20 protein-coding genes are annotated in these 19,380 nt (G+C 57.8%); 18 read left to right on the top strand and 2 right to left on the bottom strand.

All coding sequences use genetic code 11. The annotated features are described in order from the left end of the window. Positions 1-9 precede the first annotated feature (9 nt). The 18 genes from motA (at position 10) to K1X12_RS02505 (ending at position 16,815) form a co-directional block, all read left to right on the top strand. Positions 10-876, top strand: a complete 867-nt coding sequence (gene motA / locus K1X12_RS02590) for a flagellar motor stator protein MotA (RefSeq protein WP_220986080.1) — start codon at positions 10-12, stop codon at positions 874-876. After that, positions 873-2,612 carry a hypothetical protein gene (locus K1X12_RS02585; protein WP_220986079.1) on the top strand — a complete coding sequence of 580 codons (1,740 nt, stop codon included), beginning with the start codon at positions 873-875 and terminating at the stop codon, positions 2,610-2,612. The genes motA and K1X12_RS02585 overlap by 4 nt, the downstream gene beginning before the upstream one ends. After that, positions 2,612-3,328 carry a flagellar hook-basal body complex protein gene (locus K1X12_RS02580; RefSeq protein ID WP_220986078.1) on the top strand — a complete coding sequence of 239 codons (717 nt, stop codon included), beginning with the start codon at positions 2,612-2,614 and terminating at the stop codon, positions 3,326-3,328. Before K1X12_RS02585 ends, K1X12_RS02580 begins: the two co-directional genes overlap by 1 nt. 29 nt (positions 3,329-3,357) lie before the next feature. Next, entirely contained in the window at positions 3,358-4,143 is a 786-nt protein-coding gene (gene flgG, locus K1X12_RS02575; protein WP_220986077.1) for a flagellar basal-body rod protein FlgG, read from the top strand. 4 nt (positions 4,144-4,147) lie between these two features. Further along, positions 4,148-4,555, top strand: a complete 408-nt coding sequence (flgA, locus tag K1X12_RS02570) for a flagellar basal body P-ring formation chaperone FlgA (RefSeq protein ID WP_220986076.1) — start codon at positions 4,148-4,150, stop codon at positions 4,553-4,555. After that, positions 4,552-5,256 (top strand): flagellar basal body L-ring protein FlgH, encoded by a 705-nt coding sequence (locus tag K1X12_RS02565; protein ID WP_225907847.1) that lies wholly within the window; start codon positions 4,552-4,554, stop codon positions 5,254-5,256. The genes flgA and K1X12_RS02565 overlap by 4 nt, the downstream gene beginning before the upstream one ends. An 8-nt stretch (positions 5,257-5,264) precedes the next feature. Continuing rightward, positions 5,265-5,825, top strand: coding sequence for a hypothetical protein (locus K1X12_RS02560; RefSeq protein ID WP_220986074.1), 561 nt, complete (start codon positions 5,265-5,267; stop codon positions 5,823-5,825). A 403-nt stretch (positions 5,826-6,228) separates the two neighbouring features. After that, positions 6,229-6,513, top strand: a complete 285-nt coding sequence (locus K1X12_RS02555; protein WP_220986073.1) for an STAS domain-containing protein — start codon at positions 6,229-6,231, stop codon at positions 6,511-6,513. Further along, the gene (locus K1X12_RS02550) at positions 6,510-6,875 is read left to right on the top strand and encodes a response regulator (protein WP_220986072.1); all 366 of its coding nucleotides are present in this window, start codon (positions 6,510-6,512) and stop codon (positions 6,873-6,875) included. The genes K1X12_RS02555 and K1X12_RS02550 overlap by 4 nt, the downstream gene beginning before the upstream one ends. A 12-nt stretch (positions 6,876-6,887) precedes the next feature. Further along, the gene (locus K1X12_RS02545) at positions 6,888-9,050 is read left to right on the top strand and encodes a chemotaxis protein CheA (protein ID WP_220986071.1); all 2,163 of its coding nucleotides are present in this window, start codon (positions 6,888-6,890) and stop codon (positions 9,048-9,050) included. Beyond that, a complete protein-coding gene (locus K1X12_RS02540) occupies positions 9,028-9,495 on the top strand; it encodes a chemotaxis protein CheW (protein ID WP_220986070.1) in 468 nt (155 codons plus the stop codon). The genes K1X12_RS02545 and K1X12_RS02540 overlap by 23 nt, the downstream gene beginning before the upstream one ends. Continuing rightward, positions 9,495-10,355: a CheR family methyltransferase gene (locus tag K1X12_RS02535; protein WP_220986069.1), complete on the top strand. Its 861-nt coding sequence runs from the start codon at positions 9,495-9,497 to the stop codon at positions 10,353-10,355. Before K1X12_RS02540 ends, K1X12_RS02535 begins: the two co-directional genes overlap by 1 nt. Positions 10,356-10,398: 43 nt before the next feature. Then, positions 10,399-10,785, top strand: a complete 387-nt coding sequence (locus tag K1X12_RS02530; RefSeq protein WP_220986068.1) for a response regulator — start codon at positions 10,399-10,401, stop codon at positions 10,783-10,785. After that, positions 10,785-11,147, top strand: a complete 363-nt coding sequence (locus K1X12_RS02525) for a hypothetical protein (RefSeq protein WP_220986067.1) — start codon at positions 10,785-10,787, stop codon at positions 11,145-11,147. The genes K1X12_RS02530 and K1X12_RS02525 overlap by 1 nt, the downstream gene beginning before the upstream one ends. Positions 11,148-11,211: 64 nt before the next feature. Further along, positions 11,212-13,119, top strand: a complete 1,908-nt coding sequence (locus tag K1X12_RS02520) for a methyl-accepting chemotaxis protein (RefSeq protein WP_220986066.1) — start codon at positions 11,212-11,214, stop codon at positions 13,117-13,119. Positions 13,120-13,161: 42 nt separating this feature from the next. Continuing rightward, on the top strand, positions 13,162-14,220 hold the full coding sequence (locus tag K1X12_RS02515) for a protein-glutamate methylesterase/protein-glutamine glutaminase (protein WP_220986065.1): 1,059 nt from the start codon (positions 13,162-13,164) through the stop codon (positions 14,218-14,220). A 3-nt stretch (positions 14,221-14,223) separates the two neighbouring features. Continuing rightward, entirely contained in the window at positions 14,224-14,769 is a 546-nt protein-coding gene (locus K1X12_RS02510; RefSeq protein ID WP_220986064.1) for a chemotaxis protein CheD, read from the top strand. Between the two features lie 246 nt (positions 14,770-15,015). Beyond that, on the top strand, positions 15,016-16,815 hold the full coding sequence (locus tag K1X12_RS02505; RefSeq protein WP_220986063.1) for a methyl-accepting chemotaxis protein: 1,800 nt from the start codon (positions 15,016-15,018) through the stop codon (positions 16,813-16,815). 84 nt (positions 16,816-16,899) lie between these two features. Here the strand turns inward: K1X12_RS02505 and K1X12_RS02500 are convergent, their stop codons facing one another. Both K1X12_RS02500 and fliK read right to left on the bottom strand, forming a co-directional pair. Next, a complete protein-coding gene (locus tag K1X12_RS02500) occupies positions 16,900-17,514 on the bottom strand; it encodes a flagellar hook assembly protein FlgD (RefSeq protein ID WP_220986062.1) in 615 nt (204 codons plus the stop codon). A 9-nt stretch (positions 17,515-17,523) separates the two neighbouring features. Next, entirely contained in the window at positions 17,524-19,158 is a 1,635-nt protein-coding gene (gene fliK / locus K1X12_RS02495; RefSeq protein ID WP_220986061.1) for a flagellar hook-length control protein FliK, read from the bottom strand. Positions 19,159-19,380: the final 222 nt, after the last annotated feature.

Below are 19,380 nucleotides of genomic sequence, written 5' to 3'. Positions count from 1 at the left end.
GATAGGCACTTGAACGCGATACTTGGCCTGGTGGTCACCATGGTGATGGTCTTCGGCGGCTATATGCTCGCCGGGGGCAAGCTCGGAATTATCCTGCACTCACTTCCCTTCGAGATGATGATGATTGGAGGCGCCGCCACCGGCGCCTTCCTCGCTTCCAATGATTTCAACACGGTGAAGCATACGGCTGGGGATGTCGGCGCCGCCTTCTCGGGCCCGAAATGGAAGAAGAAGGACTATCAGGACCTGCTTCTGCTGATGCATGAACTGCTCAACATCCTGAAGCTAAACCCGGTCGACATCGAGCCGCACATCGAAGCGCCCAACGAGTCGCCAATCTTCACAAAGTATCCCCGTATCCTGAAGGATCACGAAGCGATCGAGATGATCTGCGACACGATCCGATCGATGATCATGAATTTCGACAATGTGCATCAGGTCGAAGAGCTGCTCGACAAGCATCTCGAGAGCCTGTTGGAGGAGCGCCTTCATGGGTCTCACGCGCTCCAGCAGATGGCGGACGCATTGCCGGCGCTCGGAATTGTCGCGGCCGTTCTGGGCGTGATCAAGACCATGGCATCCATCGACAAGCCGCCGGAAGTTCTGGGCGGAATGATTGGCGGCGCTCTTGTGGGCACATTCCTGGGCGTGTTTCTCGCCTATGGCGTGGTTGGCCCGTTTGCTGCCCGCGTAAAGTCAATCCGCTCCGAGGAGCATTTCTTCTATACGATGATCGGGCAGGTGCTGGTGTCCAACTTGCACAAGAACCCGGTGAACATCTGTGTTGAGGTCGCTCGCCGGCAGGCGCCTGCAAGGGTGCGCCCGACATTCGACGAGATGGAGCAAGCGGTCAGGGGGCTGAAGCAGGCGGCATGAGGCGAATCCTCTGGCTCTTCCTTTGTGGCGCGCTCCTGGCTCCGCCCGTCTTTGCTGCCAAACCGGCGGAAAAGGCGGCGGGGCCAGACGCACGTAAGGAAGAATTATCCAGCGAATTCAATCAGTTCGTCCGTGACGCGCTCGATGAAGGTATTCTGGCGCCTGCCGGTTCGGGCACGGGAGCAAAGACTGCTCCGCCCGCAGTCGGGGAGGAGGGGGCGCTCCAAGAAGTCGTGCTTCCGAAGCCGGTCGCCGCGCTTGACTGCAGCCGTCCGTATCCGCTCGATTTCACCGAGTTCGAAGCTGTCTCCAGCTATGCCGACATACTGAACTACCGGACCCGGATTCTGACAGATGGTGTTGCGTCAGCTGATGATCCGCGGCTGGCAAAAGCCTACATCGCGCTCGACCTTGGATCCGAAGCAATTATGAATCTCCGCAATACCAAGACGGCGGATGAGCAGGTGCTGCGTCAAGTCGCGCTGCTGCTTGATCGCCGTATGCGGACGAATGTCGGGTACTTCGAGGAGCTTGCGGGTTGTTACGAGCAGGCCGAGTTCTGGCTCGGGGTGGCACAACTGGTCGAAGGGCGCAGTGATGGCATTGCGCATCTCGACAACACGTTCAATGAATTCCGGCATCTTCCCTTGCAGCTGCGCACAAGCGTGACAGCGCTCACTGTGCCGACGCTGGACGCGACGGGTGGACGTTTCCTGGCGCAGAAGATGCTGGCTTCCTTCAGCAAGGACGAAGTCGCTGATTCCACGCAGCTGCAGTTCGCGACAGCCATTCTGGATCTGAGCCAGGGCAGCCCCGAAGCTGAGGCGCGCATTCGCGCGTTCCTGTTGCAGGGACGATTCCAGGAAGACGCGCTGTTTGCGCTGATCCGCCATGGCCGGATCATTGATGCACCTGTTCGCGCCGTTCTGCTGGACGGCATGCTTGTGAAGATCGAGCAGTCCCAACGGGATGAGGACATCCGTGCCGGCATGCGGTTTGTGCTCGACGAGCTGAGCGCCGAGTCCCGCTATCTGACCATGCTGGACATGGCGGGCCGCGAGAACATGCAAAGCGCGGCGGCGCAGGAGGAGATCCGGACGCATTTCGTTGGCGGCGTGAAGCGGGACTTGGCGAGCGAAGATCCGCTCCATAATCTGGCAGCGATTGAAGCGCTCAGCGTTGAGGCCGGACTGCTCGACGAATATGCAGAGCGTACCGAGATTTTTGAAGAAGCGACGCTCAAGGCTGTTCGCCTAGGGTTTGCTTCGCTGGCAGACCAGCTGTCGCAAAAGACACAGCCTCTGGATACGGTGACGGAACAGCGCGCAACTTTGGCCTACCGTCTCAAGGACTATCCTTCCGTGTATCGGCTTGCGGCGGAAAATCCGTCGAGCTTGCAGATTGGCCTGGTGGCAGCGCTGAGCTCAATTGAGGCGAATGACCCAGCCCAGCTGCAGAGTTATGCATCTAGGCTGGAGCTGAATCCGGAAACGATCCTTGTCCTGATTGAGCAGGATGCCGCAAGCGGTCGCTGGATTGTTCCGCAAAATGTCTATGACGCCGCCGGGAACATTTCTGACCCGGCATTCAAGCCGCGCGCGGACCGCGTGCTTGCGCTGAAGACAGCTGCTGCTGGGGATGCGACCGCGCCGGAACCAGTAAACCTGGCGGGCGTTTCCGGACGTTTGATGTCGACGCGGATGGCGCTGGAATCTCTGGAAGGGGAGGCAGACTGATGTCGAGTTCGATCTTCACCACTTTGACCCGTCAGCAAGGCTTGATGCAGGAAATGCAGGTTGTCGCCAACAACCTCGCAAACTCTAGCACGACGGGTTACAAATCGGACCGCGCGATTTTCGCTGAGTTCCTCGTTCCGACCGGGGACGATCCCCAGCAATCCCTCTCGATGGGCGGTCTGGGTGGGCATGCCTATCAGATGGAGCAGGGCGGGTTGAAGTTCACCGGTGGCCAGTTCGACCTAGCTATCCAGGGCGACGGATTCTTCATGGTCGACACGCCGCAAGGTCAACGCCTCACCCGCGCTGGGAGCTTTCAGCTTTCCGCGCAAGGACAATTGATCGATGGCCAGGGGAATGCTGTGCTAGGCGCTGGCGGCAATCCGATTACCATTCCGGCCGAGGTGGTTGACGTTGCGTTTGGGCAGGACGGAACCATTACCGGTAATGGCCAGATCATCGATCAGATCGGCATCATGACTGCCAACGGCGCTCTGATGCGCGACTCCAATACACTCTTTAGTGCTGCCGAAGGGGTCGTGCAGGCGCAGGACGCCAAGCTCGTTCAGGGCGCGCTGGAACAGTCGAATGTTTCCCCGGTGCTGGAGATGGCCCGGATGATTGAGGTGCAGCGCGCATATGAAGCGGGTCAGGCACTTCTTGAGAAGGAGGACCAGCGCATCAGCCAGCTGATCTCAGCTGTGCGGGAACGTTGAACCGTTTGAATCAGGTGTAGGAGACGCCTATGAAGTCATTGCAGATCGCCGCGTCCGGGATGGCCGCCCAACAAATGCGGGTGGAAGTCATTTCGAACAACATCGCCAACATGAGTACGACCGCATATCGGCCGCGGACGGCGGAATTCGCCGATCTCATGTATCAGCAATACCTGACGCCAGGTACGATCACGTCTCAGGTGGGAACCGTTGTGCCGGCTGGTATTCAGCTGGGTACCGGCGTTCGCCCGACAACTGTTTCGATGGAGCTGACCCAGGGGGCGTTGCGCCAGACCAATGCCGAACTCGATATCGCCATTGACGGCAATGGCTATCTCGAAATTACGCTGCCGTCGGGTGATCCGGCCTACACAAGGGACGGCAAGCTTACCCGCAGCCCCGATGGTGAGCTGGTGACATCCGATGGTTTTCCGTTGGCGGATGGAATCGTCATTCCGGCGGACGCCGAGCGGATTTCCATTAGCCGGGATGGCGAAGTAGTCGCCTATTTTGCCAACGAAGCGGCAGGCCAGCCGATCGGAAGCATTTCTCTGGCCCGTTTCGTCAACGAGAAGGGGCTCGAGGCGATGGGGGACAACTTGTATCGCGAGACCGAAGCATCCGGGCCGGCCAATCGTCTCATTCCTGGGACAGAAGGCGTAGGTTATATCCGCCAAGGCTACATCGAAGACTCCGCTGTCGACGTTGTGCAGGAGATCTCCGATCTCATTGAGGCGCAGCGTGGCTACGAGCTCAATTCCAAAGTGATCTCAGCATCCGATGAGATGCTCTCGGTCACTAACCGGATCAGGTAGCGACATGAGTGCTATGTTTTCTATAGGTTTGAGTGCCGCCTTGATTTTGGTGGACGCATCTTCGCTGATCGCGTCCGATGTGATCCGTGCGGGCGACCTTGTAACAACGGCGAATGTTTCCTTGGAGGAAGGCGACGCGGCGCCCTCGAGCGAAGAGGTCATCGGCCGCGAGGCAAAGCGGACAATCTACGCTGGTCAACAGGTGACATTGGACAACACGCGCCCTGCGCGGCTTGTGACCCGCAATCAAATCGTGACGGTGAAGTATATAAAAGGTGGTCTTGAGATCACGACCACTGGTCGCGCAATGGGTGAGGCGGCTCTGAATGAACCAGTCAGCATACTGAATTTGCAGTCGCGTCAACTGGTTCAAGGCATCGTTCAGGAAGAAGGATGGGTTCTCGCACAATGAAAGCGCTTTTCGCAATTCCGATGGTCGCGGTCGCCGCAGCTGCCTGCGCAAGTTCTGCACAAACAGTTCCGGACTTTGAGCCGCCGATCGCATACACTGGTTATCCAGGAACTGTACCTGAGCCGGCCGACCCGACCGTTCAGAACGCTTCGCTCTGGGAAACGGCTCCTACAGCTCTGCTCAGCATGCGCCGGGCCAAGGAAGTGGGTGACTTGTTGACGGTCGTAGTGGAAATGAACGACCAGGCTAGCTTGCAAAGCTCCTTGTCGCGGAGCCGCGCGGCGAGCGACGATATGAGTGTAGATGCTCTGTTCGGCCTGCCGGAATGGGCCAATGGCGTCCTTCCGGGTGGCGCGAGCCTTTCGCCCGGTGTGGATTACACTCGGAGTTCCAATCAGAATGGATCGGGCGCGGTGAACCGAGCCGAGAAGGTCACCTTTACGCTAGCGGCGCGCGTCGTCGGCGTTGAGCCGAATGGCAATCTTGTAATTCAAGGATATCAACAGACCCGCGTTAGCAATGAAGTCCGCTATCTGACGGTATCCGGAGTTGTTCGCGCGCAGGACATTACCCGGACGAACACTGTTTCGTACGAAAAGATCGCCGATGCCAAGCTTGCCTATGTAAGCAACGGCGACGCGTCTTCAGCAACCGACCGCAAGGCCGGAACCAAACTTCTAGACCGTATCATTCCTTTCTAGGCCATTTCATGAAGCACCTCATCACCGCTCTTGTCGCTGTTATCTGCGTGGTCCTCGGGGGCGTCGTGGGACATATGATGCGTGGAGGCGGGGAAAGCGCTTCTGCGGCCTCCAAGACAGAGGTTGAGGCCAGCGTACACGAGGAGCGTTCTTCCGATGGCCATGCGCCGAAAGAGAAAGACTCCCATGGCGGCGACAAGAAAGCCAAGAAGGATGGGCATGGAGGCGGGGCGTCCAGCGGCGAGTCGGCCTATTTCCGTTTCAGCCGTGAGTTCGTCGTTCCGATTATTCAGAATGAAAAGGTGGTTAGCCTTGTCATTCTCAACATCAATATCGAATCCGACGCGGCGACTTCAGACAAGCTCTTCTCCCAGGAACCTGTGCTGCGAGACATCGTGATGACGACGCTCATCGAGATCAGCGGCGACGGGCGGACATTTCAGTCGATGACGAGCATCGAGAACTACGAGACGGTTCGATCTCTCATTCTGGGCGCGCTGCAGAAGAAGTTCCCCGACATGGGTATCAAGAACATTCTGATCCTCGACATCGCCCGACAGGATCTCTGATCCTCCAGGCTTTCCAGTCGACCGCACCCAACTAAGTATTTCTAGCAATTGGCCACGCGAAGCGTGGCCAATTGTGTTTTTGGGGCCAGGGCGACCGATGGTGTGCGGATCTCTATCCGAACGAAGGTTTTGTTATTCCATCTGGTTGCTCTGGTTCGTCTTGGATACAGTGCAAATTGTGATGCCTTGGGTGTCCGTAAAATTGCAAACGCTCACGTTCGGGGACAAAGTAACCGGACTGGGCGTTTTGTTTTTTCTAAATCTATACTTTGCGAAACAGTTGTTCTGTTATGCTGAACCATATGTATACCGCATAAGTTCAATCTTATCTTTGTCGTAAGAAATAAAACCTATCGAGAAGCAGGCGGGTTACTCCCGATTGATTGTCGTGCGGGCTATAAAGATGAGTTCTGAGCCGATCACCCTTGCCGGGCAGATGTTCACCGATGAAGCGGTCGTCCTGCGGGACGCTATTCTTGCCGCCAGCGGATCACAGATCGAGTTTGACGCTTCAGCGGTAAAATTTGCCGGCACAGCCGTCATCCAGGTCATGCTCGCTGCGGCTAAGTCCGCGCGGAGAGATGGCCGTGGGCTGAAGATCCTCAATCCTTCCGAAGAGTGGCTGGAGTCGCTGGAGCGTCTCGGGCTCTCCTCGTCAGATATTGAATGCGAGGTTGCACTCCAATGACGCTCAAGATTCTTGCCGTTGATGATTCTCGGACCATGCGTGACATGGTCAAGCAAGCGCTGACCAGTGCCGGATTCGATGTTCATCTGGCCGAAGATGGGCAGCATGGTGTTGAGCGAGTGGAGGAGCTCCGGCCTGACCTGATCATTACAGACATCAACATGCCGCGTATGGATGGATTTGGCCTGATCAATACCGTTCGCCACGGCAACGTTCGCCCAACGGTGCCAATCCTTGTGCTGACGACAGAAAGCGCGCCGGAACTGAAGGACAAAGCGCGCCAGGCCGGAGCGACGGGCTGGATCGTGAAGCCTTTTGATCGCGATAAGCTGATCGCGGCAATCCGCCGGGTAACGGTGTAAGCGGGGCGCGCCATGTCAGATCCGATGGATGAAATCCGCCAAACCTTCTTTATCGAGTGCCGGGAGCTGCTTGAAGCAACGGAGTCTGGTCTCCTGGAGCTGCAGGGCGGATCGGATGATCCGGAAACGGTCAATGCCGTTTTCCGCGCGGTGCACTCTATCAAAGGGGGCGCAGGAGCGTTCGGCTTCGATGCTCTCGTGCACTTTGCCCACGAGTTTGAGTCGCTGCTTGATGATCTACGTTCACGCCGCCTGGAGCCGAGCCGCCCGTTGATCGATCTGATGCTGCGGGCCGCCGATGTTTTGAGCGAGCTTGTGAGCGCAGCCGAATACGGCACCGAGGCGCCTGAAGAGATGGCCCAGCAGCTCGTGGGGGAGATCCGCGCGAACTCAGCTTCTGGCGAAGCGCCAGTCGATGCCAATGAGGATGACTTCGCGCCGGTCCCAATGGATTTCGGTTTCGACTTCGGAATGGACATGGCGCCTCCCGAGCGGAAAGCGCAAGTTTTCCAGATCTATTTTCAGCCCAAGGCTACAATGCTCGCCAATGGCGGGGAGCCAGCGATCGTCTTGCGCGAGTTGGCGGCGATCGGTCCATTGACGGTGTCGGCGTCGCTCAACGCTTTGCCAGAACTCGAGAAAATGGAGCCGTCGGGCGCTTACATTTCTTGGGAGATCCAGGTTGAAGCGGAAGATGACAAGGCAATTCGCGAGGCTTTTGAATTCTTTGAGGGCGACTGCGAGCTGTCAATTCAGCAACTGGAGGCCGAACAGGGCGAAGCGTTGGGACTCCCGTCATTGGGCGGGCCGGAGGTAGACGCGGCTGCTGAGCTATCAGTGCCGGCGGAAATCGAGGCGCACCCTGATGCAGGAAGCACCCCGGCAGTTGCTGAGAAGGTGCCGACAGGCGGGACAGCGAAAGTTGCCGCCAACAATAACAGCAATAGCACGATCAGAGTTGATCTCGATCGTGTTGATCGGCTCATCAATCTCGTTGGGGAGCTGGTGGTCAATCAGGCTATGCTGTCGCAATCCGTCTTGGACTCCGATGTCCGAGTCGAAACATCTGTTTCCAAGGGGCTCGATGAGTTCAAGCAGCTTGTACGCGAAGTTCAGGATAGCGTTCTAGCCATCCGTGCACAGCCAGTCCGATCGCTCTTCCAAAGAATGACGCGTGTTGTGCGCGAAGCTTCCAGCGCAACAGGCAAAGACGTCCGTCTCGAGATTGAAGGTGAGATGACGGAGATAGACAAGACAGTCATCGAGCAGTTGTCCGATCCGTTGACCCATATGGTTCGGAATGCGGTTGATCATGGCCTAGAGAAAAATGACGCGCGTCTTGAGGCGGGCAAGTCCGCGCAGGGAACCATTTCGTTGAGCGCGGCCCACCGTTCAGGGAGGGTCGTGATAGAGGTTGCCGACGATGGCGGCGGAATCAACAGAGACCGTGTGCGTGCTATAGCTGTTGAGAAGGGACTCATCCCGGAAGAAGCAGTCCTGACGCCTGGAGAGATAGACAACATTCTGTTTCTGCCCGGTTTTTCAACGGCCTCGAAGGTGTCTGATCTGTCCGGTCGCGGCGTGGGAATGGACGTTGTAAAGCGCTCCATTCAAGCCCTTGGGGGTAAGATCTCCATACGGTCGGTTCCGGGGAAGGGGACGACGTTCTCAATTTCCCTTCCGCTGACGCTTGCGCTGTTGGACGGAATGCTCGTGCAGGTGTCGAGCCACACTTTAGTTGTACCACTCACGTCGATCTCTGAAACCATCAAGCCGCATCCAGAAAACATTCATATGCTTGCCGCTGATGGGCCGGTTGTGCTGGTGCGAGGTGAATTCATACCGGTCATTGATATCGGCGCGGCATTGGGGCTCCGAGAGCCTCTGGAATGCTTCGACTCGCAGGTTTTTGTCCTGGTGGAACATGAGACCCTCGGTCTGCGGGCCTTTGCCGTGGATAACATCCTCGACCAACGCCAGGTGGTGATCAAAAGCCTGGAGCAGAATTATCAGCGTGTAGATGGCATCGCCGCTGCAACCATACTGGGCGATGGCAAGATCGCCCTTATCCTCGATCCGGAAATGCTGAGCATCAAGGCCGCTGGCCGCGACGATGCGTTCTGGAGTCTTTCGAACAAACCGGAGATGGCAGATGGACTTCGAAGAGCGAGCTAAGAACGCGGTAGGGCGCGAATTTGTAGCCTTTGTGTCGGCGGGTCAGGATTACTGCGTCGACATTGCGGTCGTGCGGGAAATTCGCGGATGGGCGCAACCCACGCCGATGCCGCATTCACCCGAATATGTGCAGGGTTTATTCAACCTCCGTGGTTCGGTGATTCCGATCGTTGATCTGGCCGCGCGCCTGGGGTTGCCTCCAACTGGATCGTCAGACCGGCACGTGGTCATTGTCGTGAAGATTCGAGATCAACTCTGGGGCATCGTAGTCGATGCGGTCTCCGATATTTTGTCCGTATCCGATGCAGCCCTTCAGAAAACACCGGATGTGGGTTCCGCCAAGACGAGCGCGTTCGTCTCCAGCGTGATTTCGCATGAAGACCGGATGCTTCGCATGATCGACTTGGAAGTGTTGCTGCCGGTGACGAGGGAAGTGGCTGCCTGATGTCGCCTTTGGAAAGCTCCACCGCACCGGCAACGGCCGAGTTTCAAATGACTGAAGGCGACTTCGGTAGAGCCTATGAGATCCTTCTCAAGCTTTCAGGCGTGAAACTTGATCCGTCCAAGAAGACACTGGTTTACGCACGTCTTACCAAGCGGTTGCGCGCGCTCGGCATGCGGCGGTTTTCGGAGTACTTCGATTTTGTGGAGTCCGTTGGCGGCGAGCGAGAGCAAGTCCACCTTGTTTCATTGCTCACAACGCATGTCACGAAATTCTTTCGTGAGTCGCATCATTTCGATTTCCTGAGGCAGACGGTCGTTCCGGCGCTCATGGAAACGGCGCGCAAGGGTAACCGAGTGCGGCTGTGGTCGGCTGGATGCTCGACCGGTGAAGAGCCCTACACGATCGCAATGTCGCTGTTAGAAGCCGAGCCGCGCGTGGCTGATCATGACATCAAGATCCTGGCAACCGATATCGATCCCCTGTCCATAAAGACTGCGGAGCAGGGAGTTTATCGGAACGACCAGCTGGGAGATATCTCGCCAGATCGGAAGCGTCGCTTTTTCGCGCCGGGACAGAACGGAACAAGCGAAGTGAGCGCCGACGTCCGGGCGCTCGTCACGTTTCGCCCGCTCAATCTTATTCAACGGTCACCCTGGCCGATGAAGTATCCCATGGATGTCATCTTCTGCCGCAACACCGTGATTTACTTTGACTCTCCGGCCCAGGAACTCGTTTGGTCCCGGATGGCTCAGTCCATCCGAAAAGGGGGGTGGCTGATGATCGGCCATTCCGAGCGTGTTTCGGAGACAAGAAAGTCCGATTTCAGCCTGTGCGGCATCACAACATATCAGAGGCAGTGATGACCCAGCGCCGCCTGCCCCCCAGTCAAACAGGAGATAAAGTATGAGTCTCAAAGATCATATCCGTGTGATGGTCGTAGACGACATGTCGGCCAGCCGCGGCTTGATGGAGCAGGCGCTGGAACAGGTCGGTATACGAACAGTGGTGACCTGCAACAGCGGAGATGAGGCGCTCCGCCAGATCGTCGGACAGCCTGTCCATCTGGTGATCTCTGATTACAACATGCCCGGTATGGACGGCTTGACGTTGCTCAAGAAACTTCGGGAGCACAAACAAGTCATGCGTGTTGCCTTTATTATGGTGACGGGCACGAAGGATCCTTCGCTCATGGCCAAGGGGAGGGAGTTCGGATTGAACAACCTGTTGTTCAAGCCCTACACCTCGGCATCCTTGAAGACCTGCATCGAGCAGGTCGTGGGGCCGCTCTGATGGCAGATGCGTCTGGATACGAACCCACGCAGGTCGCAAGAGATATTGTGGAAGCCTTTGCAGGCATCTCTGGCGCTTTGCGGACCTTTGAGATCGAGCTCCTGCGGTTGCAGGACGTGCTCTCCATGGAGTTTGAAGCAGCGGGCGTAAGCGCGCTGCCGGCGGAGATGCAGTCGCTTGATCACGCCACGCAGGGCGTGGCGGCGGTCGCACAACTCGCCGAGCGGCTGCACCATTGCATCACGTCGGATCGCGCCTGGACGCTCGTAGAGGCAGCGGAGGGCGTTCGGCCAATAAATTTCCGGGATCAACTTCTGAAAGCGGCCAAGTCAAGCGAGGGCGGAGATGTCCTGCTTTTCTGATGCTCGCTATCGGGCGGTCCGCAAACATTATTCAACCCACGCTTAAGACCGCAGGAAGTCAGCTATGTTCATGCAATCTTCGGAAAAAGCTTCGTGCCAGGATTTCTTGTCCGCCCTGGATCAGCGTATGATGCGGGCAGAGTTCTCCCCGGAAGGAAAGCTCGTCTCGGCCAATCCATTGTTCCAACAGATCTCCGGGGTTCGCGAATCCGAGATCCGTGGGATGCACTACGGTCAGATCTTCTCAGCCCGGCCTGGGGATGGCCCGCTTGATGACGTTTTCAGAAGTGCTGAAAGAAGCGATGCACGCGGCGCGAAGCTGCAGGTGATTGTCCGGAAGGGGCAGGCGACCTGGATCGAAGCGATAGTCGTTCCTGTGCTGAGCAAATCCGGCGCGGTTCGAAAGTACAGTCTTGTTGCGGTCAATATCTCCGTTGACGAGGGTAGGCACCAGAACCTGGACGGCATCCTATCGTCGATTGAGCGTTCCCAGGCGATGATCGAGTTTGCTCCGAATGGAACAATTCTGTCGGCGAACCGCAACTTCCTCGCGACGATGGGGTACGAGTTGCCGGATATCGTTGGCAAGCATCACTCAATGTTTGTCGACCCTGTTTATGCGAAGAGTCCCGAGTACAGAAACCTGTGGGATCGGTTGCGGAACGGTGAAGCACAGGCCGGTACGCACTCGCGCGTTACGCGGCAGGGCCACCGCATTTTCCTTCAGGCATCATATAATCCCGTTGTTGATGCGGCAGGAAATGTCGTGAAGGTCGTAAAGTGCGGCTTTGATATATCAGCCGCTGAAAACGAGCGTCTTGCATCCATCGAACGTCAGGCCTCCACGGCAGCGCGCCAGATGCGGATTGTCGATACACTCCGGACACAGCTAAAAATGCTGGCAGATGGAAATCTGACAGGAAATATAACCGAGAGCTTCGGCGAAGAGTATGAAGAGCTAAAGACTGATTTCAATAGGGCGCTTGAGCAGCTTCGAACCACCATCTGCCATGTCGTCGACAACGCGTCCAGCATGCAGAACGAGGCGACGGAGATCAGCCGCGCCGCCGATGAGCTGTCCCGGCGCACGGAGAGCCAGGCGGCAACTCTTGAAGAGACATCTGCCGCTCTCGAGGAGTTGACGGCCTCCGTTAAGCTGTCGGCGGAAAACGCAGGCAAAGTGCACCAAAGCGTCGATGCGACTCATCAGAATGCAGAGCAGAGCGGCGTTGTGGTTCAGGACATGGTTCAGGCAATGCGTGAGATTGAAGAATCGTCACGCCAGATCTCTCAGATCATCTCTGTCATTGATGAGATAGCTTTCCAGACCAACCTGCTTGCGCTCAATGCGGGTGTGGAAGCGGCGAGGGCTGGGGATGCGGGCCGCGGTTTTGCGGTGGTTGCATCCGAAGTGCGCGCGCTTGCGCAGCGCTCGTCCGAGGCCTCCCGGCAGATCAAGCAGCTCATCTCCAAGAGCTCTCAGCAAGTTCAAAAGGGTTCCGGTCTCGTAAACGAGGCGGGCGAAGCGCTGTCACAGATTGTCACTTCGGTGACCGGCATCGCGCAGCTGATGTCGGAAATTGCGGCAACGTCTCGCGAACAGGCAACAGGCCTTTCCGAAATCAATTCGGCGGTGAACCAGCTCGATCACGTTACCCAGCAGAATGCAGCGATGGTAGAGGAGTCGACATCAGCCAGCCACTCCATGAGTAGTGAGGCTTCCGCGATGATGAAGTTGGTGAGGCGTTTCTCGCTGGGCGACGGCGTCGCTGCTCCGGCTCGCGCGACGAGTGCGCCAGAGCCTGCGAAGCGGCCTACGGCGGCGCCTCTCGTGCCACGAGCGAAAGCACCCGCGCCAGTGGAAGCGCCGGCGAATCCTCCGACAGTTCGCCCCGTGCGCCGGGCAGTATCTGGTGCCATGGCGCCTGCTGCCACGTCGTCGTGGAACAGTGATGATTGGCAGGACTTCTGATCACCAATCGCCGTCATGGAAACCTACACTGAGCATCCTTGAATGACCGCTGCCGCCGCACCTCGCCATCAACTTCGAAAATCCATACGAGTTTTGATCGTTGACGATTCGGCGACGTTGCGTGCGGTCATTGCTGCCCGTCTCCGACGGGAATCCGATATTGAAGTCGTCGGCGAGGCCGCAGACCCCTATGAGGCGCGAGATGCCATTAATCGGCTGCATCCGGATGTGTTGACGCTCGATCTTGAAATGCCGCGCATGGATGGCCTGGCGTTCCTTGAGAAGCTTATGAAGTTTCGGCCCATGCCGGTGGTTGTGGTGTCGTCCTGGACGCAGGGCGCTGCCGACGCAACGGTTGATGCGCTGGCCCTCGGGGCGTTTGATTGCGTCGCCAAACCCCTGCGCGGAAATGTGATGACGGCCTTGGAGCCGCTCCCCGATATTCTCCGCGCGGCCGTCCTGGCGCCGCGGCGCCATGGCGGGCAAGACGAGGGGAGGGGCATTGTTGAAGAGGCCTATCAGCCTTCCGACAAAATGATTGCGATCGGCGCTTCGACGGGCGGGGTTGAGGCATTGATGTCAGTCATCTCCCGGTTCCCGGTGAACTGCCCGCCAACGGTCATTACGCAGCATATACCGGGAAGCTTTTCCACCAGCTTTGCTGCCCGTCTGAACCAGAATTGCCGCGCCAGTGTATGTGAAGCGTTCGACGGAGCACCGCTGGATGTAGGAAAGGTCTATCTGGCGCCTGGGGGAAGCGAGTGCCACCTCGGAATTGAAGGTACTTCTGCGCTTCGGTGCCGCCTGGTGCCTGGAGAGCCTGTCTCGGGCCATCGACCGTCGGTCGACATGATGTTCAAGTCCATTTCCAGGTATGGGAGCCGCGTTGTTGGCGTGATCCTGACCGGTATGGGGCGCGATGGCGCTGAAGGCATGGTCGAGATTCGCCGAAAAGGTGGCGCAACGATTGGTCAGGATGAGGCATCCTCTATCGTTTATGGAATGCCAAAAGCAGCGATGCTGGCGGGCGGTGTCGAGCGTGAGTATCCGATTACGGAAATTGGCGCGCAGGCGCTACGCCTCTGCGCGAAGAGAGGGTAGGGGATGCCAGCGCTCGATCAATTGGGGCCGGAATGGACGAAGGTTCACGTCATCCAGGGAACTCATACCGTATCGGATGATCCGAAAGCGGTGTTGATGACGATCCTCGGATCCTGTGTCGCGACCTGTCTTTGGGATGAAAAATCCAGAATCGGCGGAATGAATCACTTTCTTCTGCCAGATGTAACGAGCGGCGAATCAGAGGCTCGGCTTTACGGGGCCCATGCGATGGAGCTTCTCATCAACGATTTGATGAAGCGGGGCGCGCGGAAGGATCGGTTGCAAGCGAAGCTATTTGGTGGTGCGAGCATGATTGAAGGGCTCAGCGTTATAGGCGCGCGCAACGCTGCTTTCGCGAAACAGTTTTTGATCCGGGAAGGAATTCTGTGTGTGGGTGAAAGCCTTGGAGGCAAGAACGCCCGCAGAGTTCGGTTCTGGCCAGTAACAGGCAAGGCGCAGCAAATGTTTCTGAGCGACATTCCAGATCCGGTTAAGGCGGCGCCGTCACTCCCCGCGCCCAAAGATGCAGGCGACGTAAGCCTCTTCTGAGGTGCTCGAGAAAGATTGCATGTCGACTGTCGACGCAATCTCCGTCGGTTTCATTTGGGCTGCCAAAAAGTAGGGATACAGACTAAAGATCCGGAATGGTCGTTTTGTTATTCTGGCGCAATTCTGCGGTTCAGGGTGGTCACGGGGTCTTTGATTTTACACCTCATTCATACGTGTCCGGATAAATCTATTCCATTCTAAGCGCGGGCATCCGCGGGGCAATCAGCGGGGCTGAGGACACCATCCATGAGCATCGATCTAAAGTTTGGTCGCAAGCAGACCTCCACGAGCAACGAAGCAGTATTCAAGAGTTCAGCGTTTGACAGCTCTTCTTCAGCGATGATGATGGTGGACCGGGACCTGAAGGTTCAGTTTATCAACAAGGCAACGATCGACCTTCTCAACCGACACCAGGACGCCTTCAAGACACTTTGGCCGGACTTTAGCGCCAACAAGATGATCGGCGTCTGCATTGATGTCTTTCACAAGAACCCGGCGCATCAGCGCGCGATCCTCGCTGATCCCTCCCGGCTGCCCTATAAAACAGATATTGCGATCGGTGATCTGAAGATCGAGCTGAACGTCAGCGCTATCATGGACCCGAAGGGTAAGTATGTCGGCACCACGCTGACTTGGGAAGACGTAACCGCGCAGCGGTCGAATGCCGGCATTCTGGATGCGCTCAATCGGGGCAAAGCGCTGATTGAATTTACGCTTGATGGTCGCATCACCGGTGCGAACGAGAACTTCTGCCGGACCGTCGGATACTCTCGAGAAGAGATTGTTGGCAAGCACCACTCCATGTTTGTGGATGGCGACTATCGGCGCAGCGAAGAGTATAAGGAATTCTGGAAACAGCTCGGCGAAGGGCGCTATCAGGCTGGCAAGTTCCGCCGGGTGGGGCGCGGCGGCAAAACAATCTGGCTCGATGCCTCCTACAATCCAATTGTCGATAAGTTGGGGCGCCCATTCAAGGTCGTGAAGCTTGCCGACGATATCACGGATATCGAGGAGGAGCGCGAGCGGAATGAGAAAGATCGCGTCGCCCGAGAGAATGAACAAGCGCTCGTTGTGCAAGGTCTCGCCAAGGGCCTCGCGGAGCTCTCGTCCGGCAATCTCACGCACCGGATCGCCGAACCGTTCCCAGGTGTTTATGAGGAACTGCGCCAGAACTTCAACCAGTCGATCTCCAAGCTGCAGGCAGCAATGAAGAAGATCGCCGGTAGCGCCGACGGGATCAGTTCCGAAGCCGCTGGCATCAGTTCGTCTGCGGACAATCTCGCCATGCGAACGGAGCAGCAGGCGGCGAGCCTTGAAGAAACAGCGGCTGCACTTGAAGAGGTGACCACGACCGTTCGCGGTACGGCCGGCGCCTCCAAGGAAGCAAGCCAGGCGGTGACTGTCGCGCGGACTGACGCCGAAACCGCTCAAAACGTCATGAAGCAGACGCTGACAGCGATGAGCCAGATCGAGACTTCTTCGGGCCAGATCGGCAGTATCATCAGCGTTATGGAAGAGATTGCATTCCAAACCAATCTTCTGTCGCTCAATGCCGGTGTCGAAGCGGCGAGAGCGGGTGATGCTGGTAGGGGCTTTGCAGTGGTTGCCACCGAGGTGCGCGCGCTGGCGCAGCGCTCAGCGGAAGCGTCCCGCGAGATCAAGGAGCTTATCTCCAACAGCTCGAGCCATATCGAGGCAGGCGGGCGTTATGTACGTCAGGCTGGAGAGGCGCTCGGTCACATTGCGACCAAGGTTGTCGAGATAAACGGCCTTGTAGAAAATATTGCCGCCTCAGCTCAAGAACAGTCGATTGCACTTTCCGAAGTGAACGTCGCAGTGAACCAGATGGACCAGTTCACTCAGCAGAACGCCGCAATGGTGGAAGAAACGACTGCGGCAAGTCATTCGATGAACAACGAAGCACAGGAACTGTCGCGCCTAATCTCGGAGTTCCGGGTAGAAGGTGGCGCGTCCAATATCGCCGGCTTCCCAATGGAATCGGATCTGGAATCACACACCGGGGTCCGGTTGCGCGCCAGCCGCTAGGGCGGGGTTGAAGGGCGGGCTCCCCCATCACCGCCCCCACATACTGTCAGCTGGTGAAGGGGCGCGTGGAGCGCCCCTTCGATTTTACAGCTTGCGAACTTGGGCGAGGTCGACCGTGAGCCCGGCCTTGGTGCCAAGGCGCAGCGTTCCATTTTCACTGATTATGTCGGTCACCCGCGTGGTGATTTCGGGCACGGAGGCGCCGAGATATGTGTTGTCTTGGTAGCGGTCGATTGTGAATTTATACATGGCATCCTTGGTGGCGGTGCCACCATCGGTCAGCTCACCATTCCAGCTGAAGCTCGTCTGATCGGGATCCAGGGTTTCACTCCAGACGACATTGCCGTCCGCGTCCGTTATCGAAAGGACGCTTTTTGTTGTCCCGCCGGGTGCCTCATAAGAGAATTCTGCCGCTTCACCGGTAAATGGCCGGTAGGCGGATTCGAAGCCTATTTCCTGGCCGAGCCATTCGCTCGCCATCAAGCCGGTCAGATCACTGATCATCGTCGCGATATTCGTAAGCGCGCTGTTGGAGTTCACGAGCTGTTCAAGGCTGGAGAATGTTGCCAGCTGTTCGACGAATTGAGTGGAGTCCATCGGAGAGAGGGGGTCCTGATTGCGCACCTGCGCCGTCAGCAACTTTATGAAGTTGTTGAACTCGGAGCCAATATTAGCGGTTGCAGAACTGACGGTGGCCATGAGGCGCTCCTAAAGTTTGATGTCCAGCCGGCCGCCGGAGGCTGCCTGCCTTCCAGGGCCACTGTCGGCTGCAATGACAAGGCCATTGCCCGAAAGGACCGGTGTGTCGAATTTTGCCCCCGCCATGCGGGTCTGCTGTCCCCAGGAATTGTCCTGTTGGGGGTGCTGGTGCTGGAAGCTCATGCTTTGGCCGGAGAGGCCATTTCGTTCCAGGGCCTGCGTCAGTTCAAAGTGCATCTGGCGAAGTTGCCGCATGGCTTCAGGCGTTTCCGCCGTGATGGTTACATGCTGCAGGCCTTGAGCGTCGAATTTGAAGTCGATGGAGACGCGGCCAAGCTCGGGCGGATCAAGTTGCACAACGACGCGGTCATCCTGAGCCTCGGTCGAGGAGCGCGCAACGATGCCAGGGAGCTCGCTCGCGGTCGCAACCATCACCGCATGTGTTGGCACTGTTTGCAAAACCGGTTGGCTGAGCGCGGCTTGAGCGGTGATAGGGGAGTGGCCGGAAGTGGGGCCGAAGAGGAAGGGCGACGAGCTTGAGGAAGCGGACGCGAAGGCGTCGCTGCCTGTTGTCGCTGTTGCCAGGGAAGAGGTTGTTTCTGTCGTTGCGGCGGCCGCCATTGCGGCCTCGCCTGCGGGGCGGGCGTCCGGAAGGCGAGGTAAGGGTTCGTCAGAAGTCGTCGCCGAATTGTCGTTTGAGGCCGGCGCTTGCGCGCGCGCGGTTGAGTTACCATCGGTTACGTTGAGGCCGCCTTCGGCAGGCGCAGTCCCAACTGCAGGACTGTCGCCGTCGACTACATTGCTCATCTCAAAAACAAGCTGGCCGTTATTGAGTTCACTGTCGACGGCCTGTGCCTGCTTGCTGACGCCGGCTGTCATTGCAACGAACGTCTCCGGGGGCGTGATCGTTATGCCTGTGGCCTTGGCATCGGGTTGCACGGTAGCGGCGGCGGTTGGGGCGGCAACGGGCACTGGCATTGCATCGTCAGTGGCCGTCAGGTCGTCGCGGTCCGGCTCCAGCTCTCCTTCAGCGCGCCCAGGGCCGCCTGCGCGGAGCAGATCTTGGGCGGTTGCGGATTGTTCGGATACCAATTCTTGCGCGGAAGGGTCCGTGATCAGCGCAGCTTCCGAGAAGGCTGTCGCATCGGCCACTTCAGCGGAAAGAGGGGGGAGGGGCAGCCCAGCGGGCAATTGCGTTGATTCGGCATCCATCAGAGCTTTCGGATCGGCTTTTATGTCTTCTGCCGCAGCCGCAATCGAGGCCCGTTCCGGGTCTGCTTCGTCGGTTGGCACGGATGGTTTGGAGGCCGCGTCCTCGGCGTCACTCTCGGCGAGATCTGCCGCTGGAGGGGTGGATATGGCGAGCGCCCCGGAGAAACTGCTGGGGTCAGTTGGCCCGAGCAGAGTTTCCGGCGCGGCGTCGGCCCGGGGGGCATGCAGATTGACCGCGTTCAGCGATGTCAGCGCATCTGCGGGCCCTGCGAAAAGGCTTCGGCTGGTTTCGGGGATCGAATTAGCAGGAACGCCCAAAAGGCTGCTGGCAAAGTCCTTGCCGCGGCCATCTCCCGTGCGAGCACGGGTTTCTGCATCCTGCACGGGACCTTTCTGGGGTGACCAGAGGTCCAGATCTACGGAGAAAGTCATCCTGCCTTCCGCCTATGTCTTCTATTAACCTATCTACAACCATGCGCCGTAAAATATGCGTTAACCTTGGGGTCGCCTGAAGCTCCCCAGGCGGAATATTTTTCGGAGATCAGGATGATCCAGTCCGTTATGTCGGGAATTTCGCTGCCATCAGCCGCCCCAGCGGGGGAAGGGCCGGGCGCTGTCGCGCCTGACCAAGAACGGTCAGAAATAGGGAAGCGC

It is taken from the genome of Hyphomonas sediminis (assembly GCF_019679475.1).
Lineage (GTDB): Bacteria > Pseudomonadota > Alphaproteobacteria > Caulobacterales > Hyphomonadaceae > Hyphomonas > Hyphomonas sediminis.
This window is presented reverse-complemented; position numbering and strand designations above follow the sequence as displayed.

Coding starts and splice junctions, on each gene's coding strand:
- K1X12_RS02585 (WP_220986079.1), top strand. CDS start 873: ATGAGGCGAATCCTCTGGCTCTTCCTTTGTGGCGCGCTCCTGGCTCCG.
- K1X12_RS02580 (WP_220986078.1), top strand. CDS start 2,612: ATGTCGAGTTCGATCTTCACCACTTTGACCCGTCAGCAAGGCTTGATG.
- flgG (WP_220986077.1), top strand. CDS start 3,358: ATGAAGTCATTGCAGATCGCCGCGTCCGGGATGGCCGCCCAACAAATG.
- flgA (WP_220986076.1), top strand. CDS start 4,148: ATGAGTGCTATGTTTTCTATAGGTTTGAGTGCCGCCTTGATTTTGGTG.
- K1X12_RS02565 (WP_225907847.1), top strand. CDS start 4,552: ATGAAAGCGCTTTTCGCAATTCCGATGGTCGCGGTCGCCGCAGCTGCC.
- K1X12_RS02560 (WP_220986074.1), top strand. CDS start 5,265: ATGAAGCACCTCATCACCGCTCTTGTCGCTGTTATCTGCGTGGTCCTC.
- K1X12_RS02555 (WP_220986073.1), top strand. CDS start 6,229: ATGAGTTCTGAGCCGATCACCCTTGCCGGGCAGATGTTCACCGATGAA.
- K1X12_RS02550 (WP_220986072.1), top strand. CDS start 6,510: ATGACGCTCAAGATTCTTGCCGTTGATGATTCTCGGACCATGCGTGAC.
- K1X12_RS02545 (WP_220986071.1), top strand. CDS start 6,888: ATGTCAGATCCGATGGATGAAATCCGCCAAACCTTCTTTATCGAGTGC.
- K1X12_RS02540 (WP_220986070.1), top strand. CDS start 9,028: ATGGACTTCGAAGAGCGAGCTAAGAACGCGGTAGGGCGCGAATTTGTA.
- K1X12_RS02535 (WP_220986069.1), top strand. CDS start 9,495: ATGTCGCCTTTGGAAAGCTCCACCGCACCGGCAACGGCCGAGTTTCAA.
- K1X12_RS02530 (WP_220986068.1), top strand. CDS start 10,399: ATGAGTCTCAAAGATCATATCCGTGTGATGGTCGTAGACGACATGTCG.
- K1X12_RS02525 (WP_220986067.1), top strand. CDS start 10,785: ATGGCAGATGCGTCTGGATACGAACCCACGCAGGTCGCAAGAGATATT.
- K1X12_RS02520 (WP_220986066.1), top strand. CDS start 11,212: ATGTTCATGCAATCTTCGGAAAAAGCTTCGTGCCAGGATTTCTTGTCC.
- K1X12_RS02515 (WP_220986065.1), top strand. CDS start 13,162: ATGACCGCTGCCGCCGCACCTCGCCATCAACTTCGAAAATCCATACGA.
- K1X12_RS02510 (WP_220986064.1), top strand. CDS start 14,224: ATGCCAGCGCTCGATCAATTGGGGCCGGAATGGACGAAGGTTCACGTC.
- K1X12_RS02505 (WP_220986063.1), top strand. CDS start 15,016: ATGAGCATCGATCTAAAGTTTGGTCGCAAGCAGACCTCCACGAGCAAC.
- K1X12_RS02500 (WP_220986062.1), bottom strand. CDS start 17,514: ATGGCCACCGTCAGTTCTGCAACCGCTAATATTGGCTCCGAGTTCAAC.
- fliK (WP_220986061.1), bottom strand. CDS start 19,158: ATGACTTTCTCCGTAGATCTGGACCTCTGGTCACCCCAGAAAGGTCCC.